Annotated in this window: 19 protein-coding genes; 9 read left to right on the top strand and 10 right to left on the bottom strand. The window is 49.6% G+C overall.

Translation table 11 applies throughout. From position 1 onward, the window contains the following. Window positions 1-7 precede the first annotated feature (7 nt). The gene (locus ACO0K9_RS03115) at window positions 8-2,971 is read right to left on the bottom strand and encodes a two-component regulator propeller domain-containing protein (protein ID WP_422981648.1); all 2,964 of its coding nucleotides are present in this window, start codon (window positions 2,969-2,971) and stop codon (window positions 8-10) included. A gap of 152 nt (window positions 2,972-3,123) precedes the next feature. Between ACO0K9_RS03115 and ACO0K9_RS03110 the strand changes: the two genes are divergently transcribed. Both ACO0K9_RS03110 and ACO0K9_RS03105 read left to right on the top strand, forming a co-directional pair. Then, window positions 3,124-4,041 carry an alpha/beta fold hydrolase gene (locus ACO0K9_RS03110; RefSeq protein WP_422981646.1) on the top strand — a complete coding sequence of 306 codons (918 nt, stop codon included), beginning with the start codon at window positions 3,124-3,126 and terminating at the stop codon, window positions 4,039-4,041. Between the two features lie 81 nt (window positions 4,042-4,122). Then, complete coding sequence (locus tag ACO0K9_RS03105) at window positions 4,123-4,914, top strand: SDR family NAD(P)-dependent oxidoreductase (protein ID WP_422981644.1); 792 nt, start codon at window positions 4,123-4,125, stop codon at window positions 4,912-4,914. Between the two features lie 272 nt (window positions 4,915-5,186). Here ACO0K9_RS03105 and ACO0K9_RS03100 read toward each other — a convergent pair whose 3' ends face one another. From ACO0K9_RS03100 to ACO0K9_RS03085, 4 genes are all read right to left on the bottom strand, one after another. Beyond that, window positions 5,187-8,228 (bottom strand): efflux RND transporter permease subunit, encoded by a 3,042-nt coding sequence (locus ACO0K9_RS03100; RefSeq protein ID WP_422981642.1) that lies wholly within the window; start codon window positions 8,226-8,228, stop codon window positions 5,187-5,189. Beyond that, a complete protein-coding gene (locus ACO0K9_RS03095) occupies window positions 8,225-9,286 on the bottom strand; it encodes an efflux RND transporter periplasmic adaptor subunit (protein ID WP_422981640.1) in 1,062 nt (353 codons plus the stop codon). The genes ACO0K9_RS03100 and ACO0K9_RS03095 overlap by 4 nt, the downstream gene beginning before the upstream one ends. Before the next feature lie 391 nt (window positions 9,287-9,677). Continuing rightward, complete coding sequence (locus tag ACO0K9_RS03090) at window positions 9,678-10,988, bottom strand: ATP-binding protein (protein ID WP_422981638.1); 1,311 nt, start codon at window positions 10,986-10,988, stop codon at window positions 9,678-9,680. 20 nt (window positions 10,989-11,008) lie between these two features. Then, window positions 11,009-11,671: a response regulator gene (locus tag ACO0K9_RS03085; protein ID WP_422981636.1), complete on the bottom strand. Its 663-nt coding sequence runs from the start codon at window positions 11,669-11,671 to the stop codon at window positions 11,009-11,011. A gap of 445 nt (window positions 11,672-12,116) precedes the next feature. Here ACO0K9_RS03085 and ACO0K9_RS03080 point away from each other — a divergent pair, with 445 nt between their 5' ends. From ACO0K9_RS03080 to ACO0K9_RS03070, 3 genes are all read left to right on the top strand, one after another. Beyond that, a complete protein-coding gene (locus ACO0K9_RS03080) occupies window positions 12,117-12,854 on the top strand; it encodes a hypothetical protein (protein WP_422982516.1) in 738 nt (245 codons plus the stop codon). 235 nt (window positions 12,855-13,089) lie between these two features. Next, entirely contained in the window at window positions 13,090-13,500 is a 411-nt protein-coding gene (locus ACO0K9_RS03075; RefSeq protein WP_422981634.1) for a hypothetical protein, read from the top strand. Between the two features lie 234 nt (window positions 13,501-13,734). Then, window positions 13,735-14,169, top strand: coding sequence for an EamA family transporter (locus ACO0K9_RS03070; RefSeq protein WP_422981632.1), 435 nt, complete (start codon window positions 13,735-13,737; stop codon window positions 14,167-14,169). A gap of 92 nt (window positions 14,170-14,261) precedes the next feature. Here the strand turns inward: ACO0K9_RS03070 and ACO0K9_RS03065 are convergent, their stop codons facing one another. The 5 genes from ACO0K9_RS03065 to ACO0K9_RS03045 form a co-directional block, all read right to left on the bottom strand. After that, entirely contained in the window at window positions 14,262-15,389 is a 1,128-nt protein-coding gene (locus ACO0K9_RS03065) for an ABC transporter substrate-binding protein (protein WP_422981630.1), read from the bottom strand. A gap of 201 nt (window positions 15,390-15,590) precedes the next feature. Beyond that, window positions 15,591-16,460, bottom strand: coding sequence for an ABC transporter permease (locus ACO0K9_RS03060; RefSeq protein WP_422981628.1), 870 nt, complete (start codon window positions 16,458-16,460; stop codon window positions 15,591-15,593). Between the two features lie 16 nt (window positions 16,461-16,476). Next, on the bottom strand, window positions 16,477-17,253 hold the full coding sequence (locus tag ACO0K9_RS03055; protein WP_422981626.1) for an ABC transporter ATP-binding protein: 777 nt from the start codon (window positions 17,251-17,253) through the stop codon (window positions 16,477-16,479). Next, window positions 17,253-18,248 carry an ABC transporter substrate-binding protein gene (locus ACO0K9_RS03050; protein ID WP_422981624.1) on the bottom strand — a complete coding sequence of 332 codons (996 nt, stop codon included), beginning with the start codon at window positions 18,246-18,248 and terminating at the stop codon, window positions 17,253-17,255. The genes ACO0K9_RS03055 and ACO0K9_RS03050 overlap by 1 nt, the downstream gene beginning before the upstream one ends. 302 nt (window positions 18,249-18,550) lie before the next feature. Next, window positions 18,551-19,867 carry a porin gene (locus ACO0K9_RS03045; RefSeq protein WP_422981622.1) on the bottom strand — a complete coding sequence of 439 codons (1,317 nt, stop codon included), beginning with the start codon at window positions 19,865-19,867 and terminating at the stop codon, window positions 18,551-18,553. A 195-nt stretch (window positions 19,868-20,062) separates the two neighbouring features. Here ACO0K9_RS03045 and ACO0K9_RS03040 point away from each other — a divergent pair, with 195 nt between their 5' ends. From ACO0K9_RS03040 to ACO0K9_RS03025, 4 genes are all read left to right on the top strand, one after another. Further along, window positions 20,063-20,737, top strand: a complete 675-nt coding sequence (locus tag ACO0K9_RS03040) for a response regulator (RefSeq protein WP_422981620.1) — start codon at window positions 20,063-20,065, stop codon at window positions 20,735-20,737. Then, window positions 20,721-22,118 (top strand): sensor histidine kinase, encoded by a 1,398-nt coding sequence (locus ACO0K9_RS03035; RefSeq protein ID WP_422981618.1) that lies wholly within the window; start codon window positions 20,721-20,723, stop codon window positions 22,116-22,118. Before ACO0K9_RS03040 ends, ACO0K9_RS03035 begins: the two co-directional genes overlap by 17 nt. A gap of 262 nt (window positions 22,119-22,380) precedes the next feature. Next, complete coding sequence (locus tag ACO0K9_RS03030; protein WP_422981616.1) at window positions 22,381-23,061, top strand: Fe2+-dependent dioxygenase; 681 nt, start codon at window positions 22,381-22,383, stop codon at window positions 23,059-23,061. A gap of 204 nt (window positions 23,062-23,265) precedes the next feature. Continuing rightward, window positions 23,266-23,433: a hypothetical protein gene (locus tag ACO0K9_RS03025; protein ID WP_422981614.1), complete on the top strand. Its 168-nt coding sequence runs from the start codon at window positions 23,266-23,268 to the stop codon at window positions 23,431-23,433. The last annotated feature ends 52 nt before the right edge of the window (window positions 23,434-23,485 follow it).

Here is a 23,485-nt window from a genome sequence, read left to right as displayed (position 1 = left end):
CATCACCCTATCGGGTATATGCCAGTGCGGCCGGAACATCCAGTTGCCACACGGTGCCGCCTTCACAGCTGTGCACCACCAATTTGGCCTTGATCCTGGCTGCACGCTCGTACATCCCGCACATACCCCAATGGTTCTGGCGACCACCGTCGTTGAGAACGGCGGCAGGAATGCCAGTACCGTCGTCGCGCAGAATACAGCGGAATTCCCGCTTGCCGTAGTGGAGTTCAGCTTCTATCCTGGTTGCCCTGGCATGGGTATAGGCATTTGCCAGCGCCTCGGTGATAATCGCCAAGGCGTCCTCATAGATCGTCGCATTGAGCTGGCGGGCGGATTCGGAAATAGTCAAACGAACCGGGCCGGCATCGCCATGCTGCAGGCGCGCAGCCGCAGCCAGCACTGCATCGGCAAGACTCAGCTTCCCGGCATCTTCGCCGCGCAGTTCGCGTATCCGCTCCCGCCCCTCGTCGATCACCTCGTCGGCCTGCTGCAATGCGGTTTCAATCTGCAGCCGCGCCGTATCCCTCGCCGGCAATTTCAGCAACGCGGCATGCACATGCAGCACCAGTCCTTGCACTGATTGCAGCAGCGTGTCGTGCAACTCCCTGGCAATCCGCTCCCTCTCGTTGACCCGCTCCTGCAGCCGACCGGCCATCTGTCTGCCCAGACGCCTGATATGCCATCGGTAAGCGATGTGGGCGACCGTGAGCAAACTGAGTACACACAGCGCCTTGAACCACCAGGTCTGCGTCGCTTTAGGCGCGATCGAAAAATCCACCGTGGTGACGGCGTCGGACCACTTGCCGTTGTAGTCTGTCGCGGTGACGCTGAAGTGGTAATTACCAGGCGCGAGATTGCTATAGTAGGCGTTACGACGTCCACCTGCATCCTGCCATGTCGCATCAACCTCCTGCAGACGGTATCGGAAGTGCAGGCGTTCCGGAATCGATAGCGCCAGGCTGGTGTAATCGAACTGCAACACGGAACTGCCCGGCGCGAAGCGAATAGGCAACTGCGGCGGTCTGCCGTCGCCGGGTGGTCCCAGTGTCTTGATGATGACGGGCCGCTTGGGCGCAGGTGGCAACGGCTCGCCAGGATTCAGAAGGAAAATGCCGGTGGATCGGGCTATCCACAGACGCGAATCGGACGCCAGCACCAGCGACGGCGCGGGCGTAACGTAGGGAGCGCTGCCCTCTAGTCCATCCAGTTGGTCCAGTCGCTCGTACTGCACATGATAATCGCGCTGCCTTTCGAATTGGGCGATTTCCGTGCCCGGAATGCGGAACAGGCCGGCGAAGGCGTTCAGCCAGAGATCGCCGTTCTCCAGTTCGACGATGCCGGAAATGCCGTGGAAAGTTTCGCCATTGACACCGCTGATCTGGCGAAAATGGTCTGCCCCAAACAATGCCAAACCTTTTTCGCCGCCGGCCCATACGTGCTCACCGTGCAGATGCAGCGCCATCACGGTGCCCAGCGCCAAGCCTTCGGCCAAACCGTAGCTACGCCACGGCGCGCCTTGCGCATGGACCACCAGGCCGGGATAATAACCAAGCCAGAGTCCGGTGGTGTCCGAGCGGGCCATCACATTGACTTCGCCCTCGCCCCCTGTTTTTTCCCATGTTCCCTGCGGCCTGCGGCGATACAGGCCATACTGCAACAGCGCCACCAGCAAGCTGTCATCCTTGTCCGCCAACAGCGCCTGCACCTTCACCCCGCTGATGGCGGCAGGCACGGCAATCGGCCGACTGTCCGCGCCCTGGAAGCGCCGCAAGATTCCAAATGAAGCACCCCATAGCGCACCGTCGCTGGTGCGGGCAAAACTGGTCAGATTGCGATCCCATCCGCTGCCGCCCAGCTTCCAGAGCGGCGTGGCTGTCACCTGACCGGTCTCGTTGGCGACCACATGATAGTTGCCAATCCAGGCGCCGGCGCTGTCATCGGCGATAATCCCGCCGCCTATGGCCGCTTCAGGAACCTCCAGCTTGGTCAGCCGTTTGTGACGAAACCGATCGATCCCGCTTGACGTTGACGCCCAGATATTTCCCTCTTGGTCTTCGAAGATCGCGCCCACGGCACGCCCGCTCAAGCCCCGCCGCGGCGTCGCGCGCGCGATTCCCCGCGCAGTATGAAGCTCGAGCCCCTCCAGCAGACCTACCCAGAGATCTCCGTGGCGGTCGATCAACAGGCTACCAGGATCGCCTATGGCGCCCCACTGCCGATACGCTGTATTCTGCCTCGGCCCTGTCAGCAGATTGAGCCGCGCATGCTGCGCATCCCAACTGATCACATTGCCATTGGGGAGCTCGAAAAGCACGCCGGTCCCTCTGTCGACAGCTGACCTGGCAAACTGTGTCTCGCCTGGCTTGAGGGAATACACGCCGGCATCGCCCTGCGCCCACAGTACGCCATGCCGATCGCGCATCAGTGTTTTATATCGGCCGCCAGCCAGGCCCCATGAGCTGGCTGGCTTCTGCCAGCGGTCGCGGTCCAGGTAAAACATGCCAAGCGCAGTGGCCGCCCACATGCGGCCACTGCCATCCTGCTCCAAGCCCCACACGGCGCGGTTGGGCAAGCCATCCTGCTCACTGTAACTGCGTATCAGCCCGTGCTGCAAAAAACTGGCCCCGCCAGTGCGATAGCCTATCCACAGTCCACCGTCGGCCACCGCATTCACCAAGCTGACGTTTTGGGTCGGCAACGCCGCATTAAACGGCGCAAACTGTTCGAACTGCATGCCGTCGAACCGATACAATCCGCCCGGCCCACCCAGCCACAGCCAGCCGTCGCTGGTCTGCGTGATCGACAAAATCGATTCCGGCGCGCCATCGCGCGCGCTCCAACTGGTGTGATGCAAATTGATCGCCGCTGTTGCAACGCTCTGCGACCGGCCTTCCGCCGGCAAAGCGCCGCAGCAAAACACCACACAACAGGCCACGGCTGCGCGGCAATAGCCAAGCAATAGACTCTTCATCGGGTCAACTGGTAGTTAATTTTAAATTAATTCTAAATTAATTCTATTATGCAACTATCATGCTGAAAATTGTATGGAATATACTACCCGATAGTGTGTATGTTGAGCCTGACTGCTTGGCTATACTGTGCTTTCAACCACAGGAGAACATCATGCGTATCAACCTTGCCCGCGCAGTCGCACTAACCGCCGCCCTTCAGCTTACGTCGGCGTGGGCGGCACCTCTGCCCTATCCATCTACTTTCAAAATCGAAGACATCAAGACGCCGGAGGTCACCATCCATGTGCGCGTTGGCGGCAGCGGGCCGGCGGTAGTGCTGCTGCATGGCTTTGGCGACACCGGCGACATGTGGACGCCGCTGGCGATTGCGCTGGCCAAGGACCACCAGGTGATCGTGCCGGATCTCCGCGGACTGGGTTTGTCTTCCAGGCCCGAAACCGGCTATGAAAAAAAGACCCAGGCCGGTGATCTCCGTGCTGTGTTGGACAAACTTGGCGTCGGCAAGGCCGTCATCATCGGCCACGATATCGGCACCATGGTGGCCTATGCCTACGCTGCGCGCTATCGCGACCAGACCACCAAGCTGGTGGTGATGGATGCGCCGGTGCCGGGCATTCCGCCATGGGAACAAATGGTTCGCTTGCCCGCTTTGTGGCACTTCGATCTCGGCGGCAAGGATGCCTTGCGCCTGGTCCAGGGCCGCGAACGCATCTATCTGGACCGCTTCTGGAACGACTTCGCCGGCAACCCGGGCAAGATCGACGAAAGCACCCGCGCGCACTACGCAAAACTCTACGCCGCGCCTGGTGCCATGAAGGCTGCCTTCAACCAGTTCCAGTCGATCCGCAAGGATGTCGATGACAACGCCGAATCCGTGAAGACCAAACTGAGCATGCCGGTACTGGCGATCGGCGGCGAAAAATCGTTCGGTGCCAATGAAGCGGTCGTCATGCGCAACGCCGCCACCAACGTCACCGAAAAAGTGATTCCCAACTCCGGCCACTGGTTGATGGAAGAAGCGCCCGACGCTACCATTCAGGCAGTGCTAACCTTCATCCAGGCCAAATAAGATCGCCGCTCTGCCACCGACGAGCACCACTTTGTACCCCATCCGCGCGGGTTTTTCCGCGCGCAACCAAGGAGCATCGACATGGACTTACAACTGAACGGTAAACTGGCACTGGTAAGCGGGAGCACGGCCGGCATCGGCTACGCGATCGCATCTACGCTGGCCCAGGAGGGTGCCAGTGTTATCGTCAACGGCAGGACTCAGGACGGGGTTGACGAGGCGGTGGAGCGCATACGTGCGGAGACGCACGGTACGGTCCACGGCTATGTCGCTGACCTTAGTCAATCAGAGGCGGCAAAGGAGCTGGTTCGGCGACATGCGGGTATCAGCATTCTGGTCAACAACCTCGGCATCTTTGAACCCAAGGCTTTCGAAAATATCCCCGACGAAGATTGGCAGCGTTTTTTTGACGTCAATGTCCTGAGCGGCGTGCGCCTTGCGCGGCTGGTGCTGCCGGAGATGAAACGGGCGAATTGGGGGCGTATCATCTTCATCTCAAGTGAAAGCGCGGTCCAGATCCCCACCGAGATGATCCACTACGGCATGACCAAGACCGCGCAACTCGCTGTTTCGCGCGGGCTGGCGGAATCAGTAGCCGGTACCGGCATTACAGTCAACAGCGTATTGCCGGGTCCGACGAAATCGCGCGGCGTTGGCGACTTCGTCGAAGGCATGGCGCGCGCGAGCGACAAGAGCTTCGAACAGATCGAGGCGGAGTTTTTCGATCAGGTGCGCCCGACGTCGTTGATCAAACGCTTCGGGACGCCGCAGGAAGTGGCTTCGCTGGTAGCTTACGTGGCAAGTCCACTGGCGTCGGCAACCACCGGTGCGGCGTTGCGGGTCGACGGTGGTGTCATCAAGAGTGCCTTCTGAAAAGAGACGATGAACTTTTATTAAGCCTTCATCACTTTCGTCAATGCATCCGGACCCGGTATTGGTAGCAACTACCGCCAGGTCCTCTGCTTTACAACCTGTTTACGATCTTAAGCGCGTGCGTGATCGGAGTCCATGCGGAGTCCACGCGGGGCCCATGCGCTGCTCAAAATGCCCATGGTCCAGAGACCATTCCGCTTTTTGCGCTGCACTTTTTTACCCTGAATGTTGCACTGACCCCGCTGATGCTTGCTACAGATCGTAAACAAGTTCTAAGACGTATGCGTTGCTCGGTCAAAACAGACATAAAGCACTGGTGTGATGAACAAGGTAATCAATTGAGAAAACAGTAAGCCACCGACAATTGATACCCCCAGGGGTTGACGCAATTCTGCTCCTGCCCCCAAACCAAGCGCAATCGGAAGTGCTCCCATGATGGCACAAAACGTAGTCATCATGATTGGCCGAAAACGCAACAGGCATGCCTGACGAATTGCGTCGATTGGTGTCATGCCTGATGTCCGTTGCGCATCAAGAGCAAAATCGATCATCATGATGGCGTTTTTCTTGACGACACCGATGAGTAGCAAGATACCTATCATGGCAATAAACGTGAGTTCCAGACCAGTAATACGCAAAGCGAGAAGCGCCCCCACGGCTGCTGAAGGTATCCCCAGCAATATCGTCACAGGATGAATCCAGCTTTCATACAGCATACCCAATACGACATAGATGACAGCCACAGCAATTAAAATCAGCCATAACTGCGTGCTTTGTGCCTGCTGAAACAAGGCAGCCTGTCCGGCAAATGCACCAAACACAAATGTGGGTAGCCGTATCTCCTGACGAGCAGCATCAATCGCTATGGCAGCGTCGGACAACGACTTACCTGGTGCGAGGTCAAAGGTAACGGTGACCGCTGGCAACTGGCCCTGATGATTGATTGCCATAGTCCCTTTTGCACGCTCAACACGCATCAATGCACTGATAGGTATAAGCGTTCCCGTGTTACTTCTGACATACACTTGATGCAGGCTGGTTTCATCACGGCGGTTTTCAAGCGCCATTTCCATGATGACCTGATAACTGTCTTCCGGGGCATAAATAGTTGATACTTGCTGCGTCCCGAATGCCGTGTACAAAGTATTCTTGATGACACTCATGTCTACACCTAGCAGCGATGCCTTGTCACGGTCGATCAGCAATTTGGCCTGTAAGCCATCTTTTTGTGCATCAGATGCCAAGCCTACAAACACATCCGATTTCTTTAAGGCAGCAATCAACTTGTCCGCCCAGACATCCAACTCTCCCGGACTGACTGATTCCAGTGTGTATTGGAAGGTGCTTTTCGATCCTCGCCCCCCAATGCGCAGGTTTTGTACCGGACTGAAAAACACTTTAATGCCAGGCAAGAAGCCGGTTTTTTTTCGTAGTTGTGTCAATACCTCTGCCATGGGTGGTCTGCTGCCTTTTTCCTTCAGTGTGACGGTGAAAGCAGTTGTATCATGATCGACTTTTGACACGACATCACTGATGGAAGCGTCATGCAACAGTATAGTTTCAAGTTGCTGGTTGATTAGCAAGCGTGCGTCATACGCCATGTCTTGCGGCGTATCGACATTGACTGAAATTTGACCTATGTCTTCTTGCGGGAAAAATCCTTTTGGTGCGACGATATACAATACACCAGTCAATATGACGGTCGACAAACCACCAAGTAAAACTATTGCACGATGCGCAAGAGCCCATTCCAGCCCACGTCCATAAGCTGCAAGAGTGCGGTCAAAGATGGTTTCAAAAGTGCGACTCCAGCCAGGAATCTGATCATGACGCGGACCAGTTTTGATCAACATGGGCACCATTAAAGGGATCAGCGTTAAGGCAACTGCCGCAGAAACGACAATGGAGAGCGATACAACAACCGCAAATTCATGAAACAACAAACCGGTTACTCCTGGCATAAAAAAAATAGGGATGAATACCGCAATCAGTGAAACTGAAATAGAAATTACTGTGAAGCCTACTTCGCGTACTCCTTGTCTCGCGGCCAATGCTGGCGTCATGCCATCTTCGATATGACGCATGATGTTTTCCAGGACGACGATGGCATCGTCAACGACCAGACCGACTGCAATGGTAAGACCCATGAGCGAAATATTATCGAGACTTAGTCCAAGTGCATACATGAGTCCAAACGTGGCCAACAGTGAGATCGGTAGACTGATCGATGGTATCAATGTTGCAGCCAGGCGGCGCAAAAACAGCAAAATCACCATAACAACCAGCGCGATGGTCAGCAACATCGTCAGATTTACATCATGCACGGCATTGCGGATGGAAATCGATCGATCCGAAAGTAGCGATACCTTGACAGATGCAGGCAATTGCGCCTGTAGTATGGGCAGCATATTTTTGATAGCATCCACAGTTGCCACGGTGTTGGCACCAGGCTGTCGCTGTATTGTCAACAGGATGGAGTTGATGCCATTGATCGCGCTGGTATTCTGGGTATTCTCTATACTATCCTGAACTTCTGCCACATCACGTAATCGAATTGTTTGTCCGTGTCGGCTGACGATAATGACATTGGCAAAATCAGCTGCTTTCATCAAGCCGCCCGGTACGTTCAGCATCATCATCTGGCGCTTGCCGTCAAATTGCCCCGTTGGCGCATTTGAGTTTGCCGCTTTAAGTGCGGTTGTTACTTCCGGCAAAGTCAGGTTCACAGCCGCCAACCTGTCTGGTTGGATTTCTACCCGGACGGCATAGCGCTTTTGTCCAGTAACGTTAACCTGCGCCACGCCGTTTAACGTTGAAAGTGCGGGCACAATCAGGTTATCTGAAAAACCATTCAGGTCAGTCAATTTCATTGACGGTGAACTCAAGCCTATCAATAGTACGGGCGCGTCTGCCGGATTAACTTTGCGGTACGATGGTGGTGTAGTCATTTCTGCAGGCAGCGAACGGCTTGCCCGAAACAATGCTGCCTGTACATCACCGGCGGCTGCATCAATTGGTCTGCCGGGATCAAATTCCAGCGTGATTTGCGTCTCACCCTGTATACTTGTTGACGTTGTTGCCAGCAACCCAGGGATTGCAGAAAATTGTTTTTCAAGTGGTGTCGCCACCGAAGTCGACATGGTTTCAGGGCTGGCTCCGGACAATCGGGCAACAACCTGTATAGTCGGTGTATCGTAATTTGGTAAAGCAGCAATAGGTAACTTCAACCAACACGCTGCACCAGCCACAATAATGCTTAACCACAGCAACATGGTAGCAATCGGACGTTCAATAAAAAATTCGTAGCTATTCATTGCGACTTACCAGCTACATTATTGACTGGCAGATTGACCGTCTTACTGCCTGTCTCATCTTCAGGTGGTCGCTTTGCTTTCTCTACCACCACTACAGCGCCGTCAGACAAATTTTGCCCCCCTTCGAGTACCACTCTTTCACCGCCTGACAAACCTTCAAGTACGGCCCTCCCATCTTGCAGGCGTAATAAATTCACGGGCTTTATTCTCACCTTGTCATGCTCATCAAGCAGGTAAACAAACCGTCCAGCAGGTCCTTCCAGTACTGCTTGTGGCGGTAAGACCACTGCAGCTTTGCTGACGCCGGCACGCACGGTAACCCGGGCGAAACCACCTGGCCAGAGCCGGTGTGAGGTGTTGGAAAAACTGGCTTTCAAGTTGATCGTGCCGGTATCCGTGCTCACGCTATTATTCACAAAACTGACATAACCTTCGACCTTCTGCTGATCCTGCGTTTCCAGAGTTGCACCGACCTTACCCTGTTCACGCGCAATCAGGATCGCCTGAAGCGTTTGCTCAGGAAGGTTGAATTCCATTGCAATGGGGTCCATCTGCACCAGTGTCACCAGTGGGGTAGCCGAAGAAGTCTGCGCCAGGCTACCGGGATGGATACTTACGCCCCCGGCCAGGCCAGATACCGGTGCCGTGATGCGTGTATAACCGGCCTGTATCTTTGCACTATCCTTCTCAGCGCTTGCAGCAGCCAATTGTGCCTGCAGTGCTTCAACTTTACTCTTTGCACTAGTCAACGTGCTGTCAGAAATAAAGCCAGACTTGACCAATTCCCTGGAACGCATATAGTCACGCTGAGCATCCACCAACAATGCTCTTATTTGTGCAGCTTGCGCGTCATAGCGATTAAGTTGTGCGTTTGCATCGCTGGCATCCAGCGTAAACAAGAGTTGCCCCGCCCGCACCTGGTCACCTTCGTGAAAATTAACACTGCGGATGATGCCTGTAATCTGTGGACGTACATCGACCTGATTCAATGTAACCAGATGCCCCTGCGCAGAAAACTCGATAGGCAAGTCAACCCGCTGAGTTATAGCGACTGTCACTATCAGTGGTGGCTTTTGAGTGCTCGCTTTCCCGGCGGTCTTTCCCCACATATAATGCTGACCGATGATCGCGAGAAGAATAACTCCCGCAGCAATAGCAAATAATAATTGTCTTTTTCTTTTTAACATAACTTATCCTGAAGACTACAAGCATTTCCTGGCGAATATTTAGAACTTAATTCCGTAAGGCGCCAGGATTATATTTATTTCGTCAGTCCTGTTTTACCTTAACAGCTTTATTACGAGTGGACTGTAACAGTTGAAACAGAAGTGAAAGACGCTTGCCCGGCGATCAGGGCAAGGCGCAAAGCAGAGCGATAGTGAACTATCGCGAGCATTTGCAACGCAGCCATGGTCGTCGCGCAAGCGGAAGGCACTCTGTTTTCAATTGTTACAGTCCACTAAGCGCAGGACGAATAACTGCGTCACTGGCGAAGCGCACGGTAACCACCAGTCCACAGGAAAGCTGGTTGCTGCTCAACTGAATTTCTGCCGCATGCAAATCAACGACATTCTTTACGATAGACATACCCAGGCCGCAACCCCAGTCGGCATTTCCGTCAGGACGATAAAATCGGTCAAACACTCTCTCACGTTCGTCTTCAGGAATTCCTGGTCCATTGTCGCTGACGCGCAATACTGGACGTCCATTTTCGATACCGGCAAATACGTCCACTTTTCCATCCTGTTGGGTATAGCGTAAAGCATTGTCAACCAGATTGCTAAGCATGACACTTAAGCCATCGGCATTTCCCATTATCTGTACCGACATGGAATCGCTGGACAATCCCAGATCAATCGATTTACTGTCCGCATAGGTCGAATGGTCAATCACTGATTGCTGGGCCAGCAGATGAAGTTCGCACATAGAAAATGCACGCTTAGACTGATCAGGCTCATGTCGTGCCAGGGTTAACAATTGATGAACCAGGTGGCTGGAACGATCCAATCTGTCATGTAATTTTGCAAATGCAGCTGTACGCAATTCATCCGTCGAAGAACGCTCAGCCAATTGCAATTGCAATTTGAGCGCAGTCAAAGGGGATCTCAATTCATGGGCGGCATCTGCAACAAAAATGCGTTGCGCGGACATCGCTGTTTCGATCTGGACAAGCAGCCGGTTCACAGCGGCCACTATTGGTAATAAATCTTCAGGCAAGCCTGACAGATCAATCGCCTGCAATGCATTGGGTGAGCGTATGGCTACCGCAGCGGCTACTTTGTCCAGTGGAGCTAAAGTTCTGCCAACGACGAAATATATTAAAACAATCAAGGCTAGAAGCAATATTACTAAAGGCGACAAAATACGCAACGCCATATGCACTGCAAATTTATGCCGCACTGAAACCGGCTGCGAAATCTGAACCAAACGATCAGACTTGGATTCAGTGTAAATCCGTAAGGTTTCACCTGCGAAAGACACACTTTGATACCCTTTCCCCTTTTGAAACGGCATGCGCATATTTGCTTGGGAAAAATAGATTTTACGACCATCCTGATCCCATACCTGAACGGCAATCTGGTCATCCAGATCTTCCGTTGCGGGCAATAACTGATTTGCCACTAACTGCAAAGGCAAGGCTGCGGCTATTTGCTTCAGTTGTCGATCTGATTGTTCATTTGATTCATTGTCTGCCAAATGATAAATGGCAAAACCAGCGAGCAGAGTACAAAGCAAAGCTCCGGCAAGCAAGCCCAGCATTAATTGGGTTCGTATTGTTTTCATTTTTCAGCGGTCAGTTTGTACCCTACGCCTCTGACATTTTTTATGAAGTCTGCGCCCAGTTTCTTGCGGAGATGATGAATATATACGTCAATAGCGTTACTCTCGACTTCGTCCCCCCAACCATAAATCTTGTCTTCCAGTTGCATTTTTGAAACGACATTACTGCCCGAATCCAGCAATGCACGCAATACAGAAAATTCACGCGCCGAAAGATGCACGATCAGTCCGTCCAATGTAACCTCATGGGTAGCTAGATTCATGGTGACACCGGCGTGCGTTATGATGGAGTGAATATGTCCGCGATGACGACGCAAAACTGCGCGTATGCGTGCCATGAGCTCATCTATGTCAAATGGTTTGATCAGATAGTCATCTGCGCCGGCATCAAGACCTTCAATCCTACTTGCTTTTGCATCACGTGCAGTAATAACCAGCACGGGAATATCGCCACCTTGCTTGCGGTAATGATGTAGCACATCAAGTCCATTTTTTTTGGGCAATCCCAAATCCAGCAACATCAGATCGTAACTTTGGGTGCTGAACGCCAATTCAGCACTATGGCCATCACGCACCCAATCCACAGCATAATTTTCGCCACGCAATGCTTCCTCTATACTTTCGCCGATCATACGATCATCTTCTACCAATAGCACCCTCACGCGAACCCTTTCTTGAGCATTTGGTCAGCACCAATAACGTCAATGACCTTTTTATGCTGGAAAACCAATGCCAGCTCAGATTAGCCCTTAGTCTAGCTGACGCATTGTTAAGCTAGTCTTAAAGTTTGACATACCAGACAAATATCATACTTCCTTGTAGTTGAAACCCATTTCACAAATAGGGCTGCGACACGAAATCAGTTCAATTAATGATTTCTTAATTTTTGTACCAGTATGCTTAAGCCCGCTGACAAATACGTTAAGAAGAATGCAAATTAAGAGGGATGCATTCAAACAAGAATAACAATAACAAACCTATATTTACCCACTTCAGGTAGCTGTCAGTTTCACACAGAACGCTGCTGCGAGAACCAGTTGACTGATACACATGTTTTGCCAAGAAAGATGCTGAATGAGCACAATTCAACAAAAATTCCCACATCAGATGCTTAACAAGGTTCCAGAAATAAGCCTTTATTTCTGGACAATCAAGATACTCTCTACCACTGTGGGTGAAACCGCTGCCGACTATCTGGCTGTACATGTTGGCTTGGGAATTGCCATTACCGGTACCGTCATGACGAGTTTGCTTGCACTTGCACTAACGTCACAAATCCGGCTGAATCGATATATACCATGGGTGTATTGGTTGACGGTCGTGCTGTTAAGTATTGTCGGCACCCAGATAACCGACGCCTTGACTGATGGCCTTGGTGTCAGTCTGTATCTCAGCACTTTCGTATTTTGCGTGTTACTAGTGTCAGTATTCAGTGCATGGTACTGGTGTGAACGTACGCTTTCAATTCACACGATTATGACGCGACGCCGTGAATTATTCTATTGGGCCGCTATTCTGTTGACATTTGCCCTGGGAACCGCCGCTGGTGATCTGGCAACGGAAGAACTTGGCCTTGGCTTCAGGCTTGGTGTGGGCTTATTCACTGGAATGATCATCATCATTTATGTGGCCTGCCGTTTGGGGCTAAATTCCGTTTTGGCTTTCTGGCTGGCTTACATTCTTACCCGTCCCTTAGGTGCTTCGCTTGGCGACCTGTTATCACAATCTTCTGAATATGGCGGTATCGGCTGGGGAACCATCAGCACCAGCGTCGTTTTCCTGAGTGTCATTGCGATTTTGGTGTTTATCGTAAGTCTGCGAAAAGACAGGCAGGTCCAGACATGAGTTACGAATGAGTCACGACAGTGGACTGTAACAATTGAAAACAGAGTGCCTTCCGCTTGCGCGACGATCATGGCTGCGTTGCAAATGCTCGCGATAGTTCACTATCGCTCCGCTTTGCGCCTTGCCCTGATCGCCGGGCAAGCGTCTTTCACTTCTGTTTCAACTGTTACAGTCCACTAGGCTTCAAATATTTATACTTGCTTCAACTTATTAACTCCAACCACAGGTAGATCAAATGAAAAAACAGAAAATGAAACAGATTATGTTGGCTCTCAGCGTAGTTGCCATACTGGGTTCAGGGAATTTTCCTGCCGCAATTTCCATCATCAGTGCAGCCGAAGCAGCGGGTAGCAAACTCGGTGACCTGAGCAAGTTTCGTGTGATTGCCCAGGATACTGCAGTATTGATTAACAAAGGTGATCTTGCCTCTGCAAAGAAACGTATCAAAGACCTGGAAGTCAGCTGGGACGAAGCTGAAGCCGGCTTGAAACCTCGCGCCGCAGCGGACTGGCATGTGATTGATAAATCTATCGACAAAGCTTTAGCCGCCTTACGTGCAGACACGCCCAATGCGGCACTCTGCAAACAAACAATCGGCGATCTGCTAAATGAGTTTGATAAGGCAAATGCAGGCACTGGTAAATAGATAGCAGGAAAATCAGAAAAATGCACTGACTGCCAGCCTCATCCCGTCTTAGAACGTGTTTGCGATCTTTAGCGAGCGAGCGTCAGCGGGAGTGAAGAGCAGCGCAAAAAGCGGAATGTACTTTAGTACATGAGCATTTTGAGCAGCGCATGAGCCCCGATCACACTCGCGCAGTAAGATCGGAAACAGGTTCTTAGGTGTATATTAACGTATCGATCTTTACTCGAAACCAAAATGAACACATCGAATGGCTGGTTTTATTGGGCATGTCTGTCCGCGATATTTGCTGCCTTCACTGCAATTTTCGCAAAAATTGGAATACGGAATGTTGACTCGGATTTTGCGACTTTAATCAGAACAGCCATCATTCTGATCGTCTTGATCTGTTTCGTCTGGTTCACCGGGAAAATGCAGACCCCGAGCGCGCTCCCAGCTAAAACCTGGACATTCCTTATCTTGTCGGCTTTGGCAACGGGTGCTTCCTGGGTCTGCTATTTCCGTGCATTGCAGATCGGTGATGCATCCAAGGTCGCGCCTGTAGATAAAATGAGCCTGGTATTTGTTGCTGTATTCGCTTTTGTTTTTCTTGAAGAGCGGCCGTCGCTGCAAGAATGGCTGGGAATTGGCATGGTTGCGGGTGGCGTACTGGTATTGGCATTCAAACGCTGAGACAACAAAAATATATGAAAGCCGTCAGCGCCATTTCATGATTTGAAATGGCGTTATTTCTCAATATGGCGACACATGTCTGGCACACAAAATCAACGTTGAATTGCACCGTTCTTACCTATGACAGTCAATTCCACGAATTTTGAACCGTCATGCATATTTTGAGTATAAGACACCTTGACACCACCGAGGTCAACATTGCGCATGCCGTTCAATGCAAGCAAAAGCTTCTCCCGGGTGACGGCAGGCCCAGCGCGACGCAAGGCTTCCGTCAATAATTTGGCGGCTAAAAAACCCTCCAGGGTAGCGTATGAAACTGGTGGTGGACTATCCATCCCTTTCAATACGTGCTGAAATTCTCTGACCACTATTGCACTAATATCTTTTGGATACGGCATTACTTGCATTACGCCGACTCCGCGACCATCATCGCTCAGTGATTTGAAAAAACTGTCAGAACTGACGTTCGACAACATCAGAAATCGTGGATAAAGACCTTTCTTATGAATTTTCTTTACAAAATCCGCACATGCAGACGGGGTACATGCCATTAACACTGCTTGCGGGCTGGTTGTGGCGATTTCGCTGACCGCTTCATCTATTTTCAAATCTTTTCTGTCATATTTGGCTACCACTATTGCTTTTAAATTGTGCAATGCCAAGTTTTTTTCGAAACCAGCCAAACCGTCTTTTCCAAATGGATCATCCTGATGCAAAATCGCAATCTTGTTTATTTCAAGAGGCAATAATGATTCCACCATTTGGATGGTTTCATCCTGGTAGCTGGCCCGTAAATGAAATAAATAGGGATTAAATGGATGATGTAAGGTCTGCGCCCCAGAAAAAGGGGCAATCATGGGTATTTTTTCTGAAATCAACATTGGCAGTACCGCCTCTACTGTCGGTGTGCTGCGATAACCAAATAGAGCCAATGCATGGTCTTCTTTGATTAGTTTTTCTGTGTTCATTTTAGTGATTTCTGGCTTACGCTTGTCGTCATACGTTCTGAGTTCAATCTGTCTGCCGTAAACACCTCCCTGAGAATTGATCCAGTTAAAATAGGCAAGCGCCCCTTCCCGGTTTTCTTTTCCGGTAGCTTCCCCTGACAATTCAATAGATTGACCAATCAGAATTTTCTCTGGAATGACTTTTTTTTCACTTGCTTGAGCCAAATTGATCAAAGTAAAAAATGTGAATGTGAATGTGAATAGATATTTCATGGCTGCAATCTCCTGTTTTATATGTTTTATTTTTAAACTGTGCTACGTCGGGGCTGTTGCGAAATCAATCTCGCTCGTCGCACCGTATTACTGTACTAAATTTGCAGCAACATCTGGTCGCCATGATTTTTTTTTGCCTGCTAAAAAAATAGCCCGCAAAAGCGGGCTGGTAACACAGCTACTCATCTTCCTGATGAATAACTACATGCCCTGCTCAACGAATTGCGCGGGTCTCCATTTCAATAACTTATTTTCTATTGCCGTCAATGCATATTCTGCGACCAAAGCCACTATCGCCAATACGATCATTGCTGCAAATACTCCAGCCGCATTAAAGGTACCTTGTGCTGTCGCAATCAATAAGCCTATACCATGCCTGGCCCCCAGAAATTCACCAACAACGGCACCGACCAAAGCAAAGCCAAAACTAACGTGCAAGCTGGCCAATATCCAGGTCAGTGCAGATGGAAACACCACTGAAAACGTTACCTGACGCTTATTGGCTCCTAGAATGTAGGCATTGGCGATCAGATTTTTGTCGGCTTCGCGAACACCTTGAAAGGCATTACCAAATACCACGAAAAATACCATCACGACTGCCAAAGCAACTTTGGACCCCATTCCCAGGCCAAACATGATGATAAAGATAGAGCCCAGAACTACCCTTGGAATAGCGTTGGCAACTTTGATATAGATGCTAAATACGTCGGCGGCCAGCTTGTTACGCCCCAGTGCGATACCAAAGAAAATACCCAGCAGGCTACCTATCAGGAAACCCAATACGGTTTCTTCCATGGTGACCAGTAATTCTTTCCACAGAGGCCCCTGTGCCGTTCCTTCTGTTAGCCAGATTAACAATTGCTCATAGATAGCGGATGGCTTGGAAAAAAAGAAAGCATCGATAAGACCCCAATTGACCGCCATCTCCCATCCTATCAAGGTGACTACGGCCAGTGCTATGCGCAGGAAAATTACAAGGCGCCGATGATTCACGGCACGAGCGATAGCCTTGCGTTCTTCCTCCCCAATTTCAGACGGTAACAAATTTTGTTTCATGGTTGCTGTATTCATAATGATTATTTCCGCTTCAAATTTGGACTTCGTCTTTTAAATCGGACCATATCTGTTTGGACAGATGAATAAACTCATTGGTATAGCGGGCTTCCGATACGTCGCGCGGACGGGCCAGGGGAATTTCGTAACTGCTCTTAACTGAACCCGGGCCTTTGGACAATACGATTACGCGATCCGCCAATGCAATCGCTTCTTCGATATCATGGGTAACGAACACGACGGAAGCTTTTTTCTCGGACCAAAGGCCAAGCAACTCTTCCTGCATCAGTGCACGTGTCTGCACATCAAGCGCCGAAAAAGGCTCGTCCATCAATAAAATCTTGGGTTCATTAATAAAAGTCTGCGCCAATGCGACACGCTTTCTCATTCCGCCGGACAGTTGATGAGGATAATGCTGCTCAAAACCGGATAAGCCGACTCGACGCACCCATTCAGCGGCCATATCTTTGGCAATTTTTGGGTCTTTACCCCGATAAATCGGGCCGATTGCAACGTTATCAATCACATTTTTCCAGGGGAATACCGCATCAGCCTGGAAAACAAAACCTATGTTAGGATCGATTCCCGTAACAGGTTGACCAAAAACCTTTACACTACCGGATGATGGTGGATTCAGCCCGGTGATCATCCCCAGTGTAGTAGATTTTCCGCAGCCGGTTGGTCCTACGATTGCGCAAAAATCTCCTTCATTCACAGTCAGGCTGAAATCACGCAGAGCCAATGTCACTTTGCCCGATGGGCTGATAAATTTTCTGCTGACATTATTTAATTCTATCGCAACATTTTTCATTATTTGGCAGCTTTCACAAACTCAGTAGTAAATGTATTGGCCAGATTAATGGACTTACCCTGTACGGCCTTGTCAAAACCGTTCAACACTTTCAATACGGTACCTGGTCCGTTTTCCGGCATAACACCATCAGGTGTGAACATCAGTTTGCTTGCTTCCAGTGCGTCTATATACATTTGCTTGTTTGAAGCGTAATAATCAGCCGGCATTTTTTCGGCGATTTCTTTAGCACTATGCGTTTTAATGTATTTCAGGGTTTTGACGAAAGCAGTCACAATTTTTTGGACTTGTTCCTTGTGTGTGCTGACCCAGGCAGAGGGCATGTAAAGGCAGGCTGCCGGATAGGTTCCACCAAGTGCTGCTTCAGTTTCCTTGACTGTACGCAAGTCAACCAGGATAGTTGCTGCGCCAATGGACGTCAGCCGGGATATTGTTGGTTCTGTCGTCATGCCGGCATCGATCTTGTTTTGTCCCATGGCGGCGATAAAAGTCGATCCTGCACCTACTGGCAATGTCGTAAATTCGCTATTTTTAACACCTGCTTTGGCTGCCAAATACTGTGTCAAAAAATTGGTGGAAGAACCAAGGCCAGTGACGCCCAAAGTTTTTCCTTTAAAATCAGCTGGAGACTTGATGTCTTTGGCGGCCGTCTTTGAAACCAGAATGACTTCGCCTGGTGCCTGGCTGAATTGCACAACCGACTGCACTAATTTTCCGCGTGCCTGCAAGTCAATGGTGTGATCATAAAAACCGACCACACCTTGTGCTGCACCGGACAACATTTCGGTTTCGGCATTGACGCCAGCCGGCTCACTCAGCAGTTCGATTTCAAGGCCTGTTTCTTTCAGATACCCCAACTGTTCCGCTAGCTTTGCCGGTAAATAAATTTGCTTTTCTATCCCGCCAACCATGATAGTGATTTTTTCGGCAGCATAGGTATTAAGGCTGGTTGCCAATAGCAATGCCATAGCGAGGGGCTTACATCTTAATTTCATCATTGTCTCCGTTTTTTATAATTAACTGCTTTTGTATTGTGCTGCCACTATTCCTTCAATTTGCTTTCATTTTCAAAAAAAAACAGACTATCGGTGTTCCCCAGGTATGCCCTTACCTAAGATCGGACCGAAAGCGATTTAGATATAGTGCGAAATGCCATTGCACGCACAAATAAAGGCGACAAAGAACTACACGCACTTGACTACGCATGAGCCAAATGTATTCCCGTTCCCTTGATAAAATGAGTGCTGGCTGGCAAAAGCCTTACATAATCGGGCTTTTGCCAGCTAAGACCTGCTTCTTAGAATTTGAACCGCATCCCGATAGCGTATTCATTTTGCGATGTAAATCCGTTCGCTTGGGCGGCCAGATAAGTACCATCCGTATTCAGGCGATCGAGCGCAAAATACAATTCAGTCCGTTTGTCGAAGTGATAGAACGCAGAGCCGTACCATGTCTTGCGTTTGCCAGTCGCAGTTTTGCTGGCGCTCGCTGTATTGGCATAAGCATTGAGGACGTAGCCACTGCCGTTGACGGCTGCATTCTCTGCATTCATGGTTTGCCAGCCCAATTCATAGTCGAAATTCCCGGCAGGTGTGAATTTAGCTGAAAGCGTATAGGCTTTATCACTACGATTGCCGATTGCAACAGGTTGATCTGCCTTGTAACTGATATAGCCAGCATTCAAACGAATCAAGCCAAATTGATAATTGCCACCCACAGAATACGAACTGTGCGTATAACCATTTACGTTCGCTGAATTATAGAATCCTGAAACATTGACGTCGCCACCGTTATAGGCAAGCCCCAAGGATTTGGTGGTGCCGGTTGTGGTATCGCCAGGAATACCGCCTACCTGATAGCCGACGCCAGCAACGATATTGCCAAATTCTTTCTTCCAGACGATACCTTTGTCGTAACGCGTACCTGTCGCACTGCCGGAATAAAAAATAAGTTGTTTGAAGTTGTTATTATTGGAATAGCCGCCCTCATCCAGCGTGACACCGGCACTACCATACGGGTCGCCATAGATTTTCGAGAATTCGCGTGCCAGAGTGTTTTGGCGCCCCAAGGTCAGCTTACCCAGTGACTCGCTCTGTACCCCCAGCCAGGCGTCGCGATTGAACAGGACACCAGGGGTATCCATGTTACCTGTAGGCAATTCGTATTCACTTTCCAATTTGAATATGGCTTTCAGGCCATCCGTATCCTTGAGAGCATGTTCACCTTCTATGCCCCAACGATTGCCACTGAACCAGGCAACTGACATATCTTTCTGGCTGTTACCTGCTTTATCCGCATTGTTCTTGTTGCTGAGGCTTAAATCAATCAGGCCATACAGTCTGACCATATCCCCACCGTTTTTGTACACCAGGCCTTCACCTGCTGGCTGGGTGACTGATGCTGAACTCTTTGTTGCCTCTGCTGCCTGGCTGGCCGCAACGGTTGCTTGCTGAATTTGTGCCAAGGCCTCTTGGGCTTGTTGCGCGGCTTTTTGTGCATCCGCGGCGGCTTTTTGAGCCTGGGCTAATGCTTGCTGTAAATCTTGCACCGATTGCGCTTGAGTTGTTCCTGCCAGCGCGCCTAAAATGGCAAGCGCCATGAGCTTTTTTTTCATTTGTATGTCTCCATATTTATAAAGTTGTATCTCACGTATCTATTAGCTGATTGAGTGAGCCTACACAGGCAAATATAGTTGGCACTAGCCTTCTGCTTGCCTTCAGCGGTAAGCTTGTGGAAAAAATGAAACGGCAAATAAAATGAGGTGAGCGGATTCGTTTGGCAATACACAAAATGATTTACTCTTGCAGCTATGAAACTACTCTTGGTGGACGACAATCGCGAGCTATCGTCTTGGCTGACGCGCTTATTGACGCAATCTGGCTATGCTGTTGAACAGGCATTCACGGGGGAAGAGGCGTCTCATTTATTGATCACACAGAGTTATGACGCAATCCTTCTGGACCTTACGTTGCCAGGTATTAAAGGGCAGACCGTATTAAAAAGCATCCGGCATAAAAATAACGATGTCCCGGTCTTAATCATCAGTGCCCTCGACTCTTTGGGCGATATTATTGAAAATCTGAATCTGGGTGCCGATGACTATCTGGCGAAACCATTTGATATCCAGGAACTGGAAGCCCGCTTGCGTTCACTATTAAGAAGAGCGAGTGGAAAAACAAATCCCATAACTACGTGCGGTGCATTGAGTTACGATAGCAATTCAAAAATATTTAGCAACCACCAGATCGCCATTAATCTGACACCAAGAGAACACGCGGTACTTGAGGCATTGATACGAAAATCCGGAAAGACCGTATCAAAAAAAGAATTGGCCGATGGATTATTTACATTGAGCGATACTGTTTCTCCCAAAGCACTGGAAATTTACATAGTCAGACTAAGAAAGAAAATAGAAAATTCCGGCGCACAAATTATTACTCTGCGCGGATTGGGGTATATGCTGACCTATGTTGCCACGAATTAATAGTCTAAAAGGCAGATTGGCATTGTGGGTGTTTTTACCTACATTATTAATCTCTGCTATCGATCTGATCGTTACTTACCATAGTACGGACCTGATTGCCACCCTGGTGCAAGAACAGCTATTAAAAGGTTCAGCCAGGATCATTTCCGAGCAGTTGGTCATTGTAGACGGTGCTTACGAGATAAGCATACCTCCGGCAGCTTTTGAGCTATTTGCAAGCAAATATAAAGATCATGTTTTTTACTCAGTGCGCAGCAAAAACGGCGTACTTATTTCTGGCGATGAAGAACTCGTCAGCTATCATTCGAGTTTGCAAATCGAACAGGGAAAATATTTCCTGACGACGATACGGGGTGAACCAGTAAGAGTGATTGCCTATGCGCATGCACTTCCAAGTACGTCCAATAACGACTATGCAATTACGCAAGTGGCACAAACCTTACGTAGTCACGACGCATTCAAGAAAGACCTGTTTTTATTGACGATGAGAGAACATCTGCTTCTTTTATCGATCGTCCTTCTAGGTTTATTCATTGCCTTTCGTTGGACACTAAAACCACTGATTGAATTTGGTGAGAAACTGCTGAAACGCCAGCCGGGGTCCTTAGAAAAACTTGATGCAGAAAATGCCCCTGTAGAGTTAAGCCCAGTCATTTTCGCCATGAACGACTACGTCGCAAGACTGGATAAGACTTTAACATCTTACGAACAGTTCGTTGCAAACACGGCCCATCAATTAAGAACATCTTTTGCCATCATTACCTCTCAAATCAATTTTGGAAACAGAAATAACAAGCTTGATCAATCGCAAAAAGAAATTTTTTCTGCCATTCAAAAAACGATAGTACAAGGAACAAAAGTCATCAATCAATTACTGGTTCTTGCATCTATTGAACAAAATCGACATATCAATAACTTTAAGACGCCCACTCGATTTTCTGAAGTCATTCAAGGGGTCATAGAAGAATTAGCACCACTTGCGCAGCAAAAAAATATTGATCTTGGCATAGATACACTGGATGATTGTGTCATCAATGCTCCGCGGTCCTTACTGCGTGAACTGGTGTCCAATCTGGTTGATAATGCGATCACCCACATAGTAGATGAAGGCATGGTGACGGTCTCCCTGCAAAAAAAGGACACCTCAGTATTGCTGTTAGTCACCGACAACGGACCAGGAATTCCAGTTTCAGAGCGCCAAAAAGTATTTGAGCGTTTTTATCGACTGAATGAAAACAAACCAAACAGTTCAGGATTAGGATTGTCCATCGTCAAAGAGATTTGCGACATGTTAAACGCATCAATCGTCTTGAGCTCGCCAGAAAGCGGAACAGGCCTGGTAGTGGGCATTACTTTCGTTGGCAAGACTGCTAATTTTTGATTCGCGAATCCTTTCATTCAATAAGGCGGCTGTGCATGCAGAACAATGTCAGTGCGCAATGCTGAATTCGTAATCCACAAAATTCCGAAAACGACGACTTTGTTCCAGTTCAACAATGCCTCGATCGCCTGCATCCTGCCTATCTAATACGCTTCTCAATAGTTGGCCTACATGCGATAATGCAAATAATTCTCATTTACATGCGCCTTGTATGTAACCCAACTAAGCAAGCCAATTTAAGTAAAGTTTCAAAGGACTTATCATGATGTTACATATTCCGGGCGTGCTAACACCCGAAGAAGTGGCGCAATTTCGCCAGCGTCTGAATGACACTTCGTGGATTGATGGCCGTGCCAGTGTTGGCCCTCAGGGGGCACAGGTCAAGCGCAATCGTCAATTACCGGAAGGGTCGCCACTGGCTATAGAGCTGGGGCACATCATCGTCAGCAAACTGAAGTCGCATCCGCTGTTTTTTTCTGCGGTGCTGCCCTTGCGCATTCTGCCGCCTTTTTTTAACAGCTATGAAGGCGGTGAACACTATGGTCTGCATATCGATGGTGCCATCCGTACCCCGCTTGGTGGCGCTTACAGCATGCGCTCGGATGTGTCATCCACGCTGTTCCTGAGCGCGCCGGATGAATATGACGGTGGTGAGCTGGTCGTGGTAGATTCTTATGGTACACATGAAGTAAAACTGCCGGCCGGCGACCTGATTGTCTACCCGTCCAGCAGCGTACACAAGGTAGAGCCCGTGACCAGCGGCGTAAGAGTCTGTTCTTTCATGTGGACACAAAGCATGGTCCGTGATGACTGGAAGCGTTCCATGTTGTTTGAGCTGGACCAAAATATCCGGCAATTGCGCGCCGACTATGGCGACAATCAAGCCATTGTCGGGCTGACCGGGCATTACCATAATCTCTTGCGTCAGTGGGCTGATGTGTGAGCTTCTGCCCAATCTACACCTGTTCATACTGAAATCTGCAGTCTCCACCTGACAGGCTGTCAAGTGGTGTTGCCAGCGCCTGACAGTGTCGTCATTCCCAGTCCAGGCATGCGCTGTTAAAATGCGGCAGGTTCATCCAGGCAGGTCAACAGTGGTTCGCCATGGACAAATGGATCTACGACGACTACCCGGGACAGACTGCCTATGCACCGTGATACTTTTTCGATTTTGCTATCGCAATACATGCGCCGCATTCGTGCCAGCGCATCTGGCGTTGCTACCGAAATTGGTTTAAGCCGGGAATCGGTCAATAACTGGAATCTTCAAGGCCATATGCAAGTGTTTGTTGGTGCGAAAGGCGACAAGTTATAAACCTGTGCCGCTAATCAAAGATACAAAAAGCCTGTTTTCCGTTTATGGTTTT

Source organism: Undibacterium sp. Ji50W (assembly GCF_049340445.1).
GTDB lineage: Bacteria > Pseudomonadota > Gammaproteobacteria > Burkholderiales > Burkholderiaceae_D > Undibacterium.
Note: the sequence above shows the minus strand (reverse complement) of the source record. Positions and strands in the feature narration are given on the sequence as shown.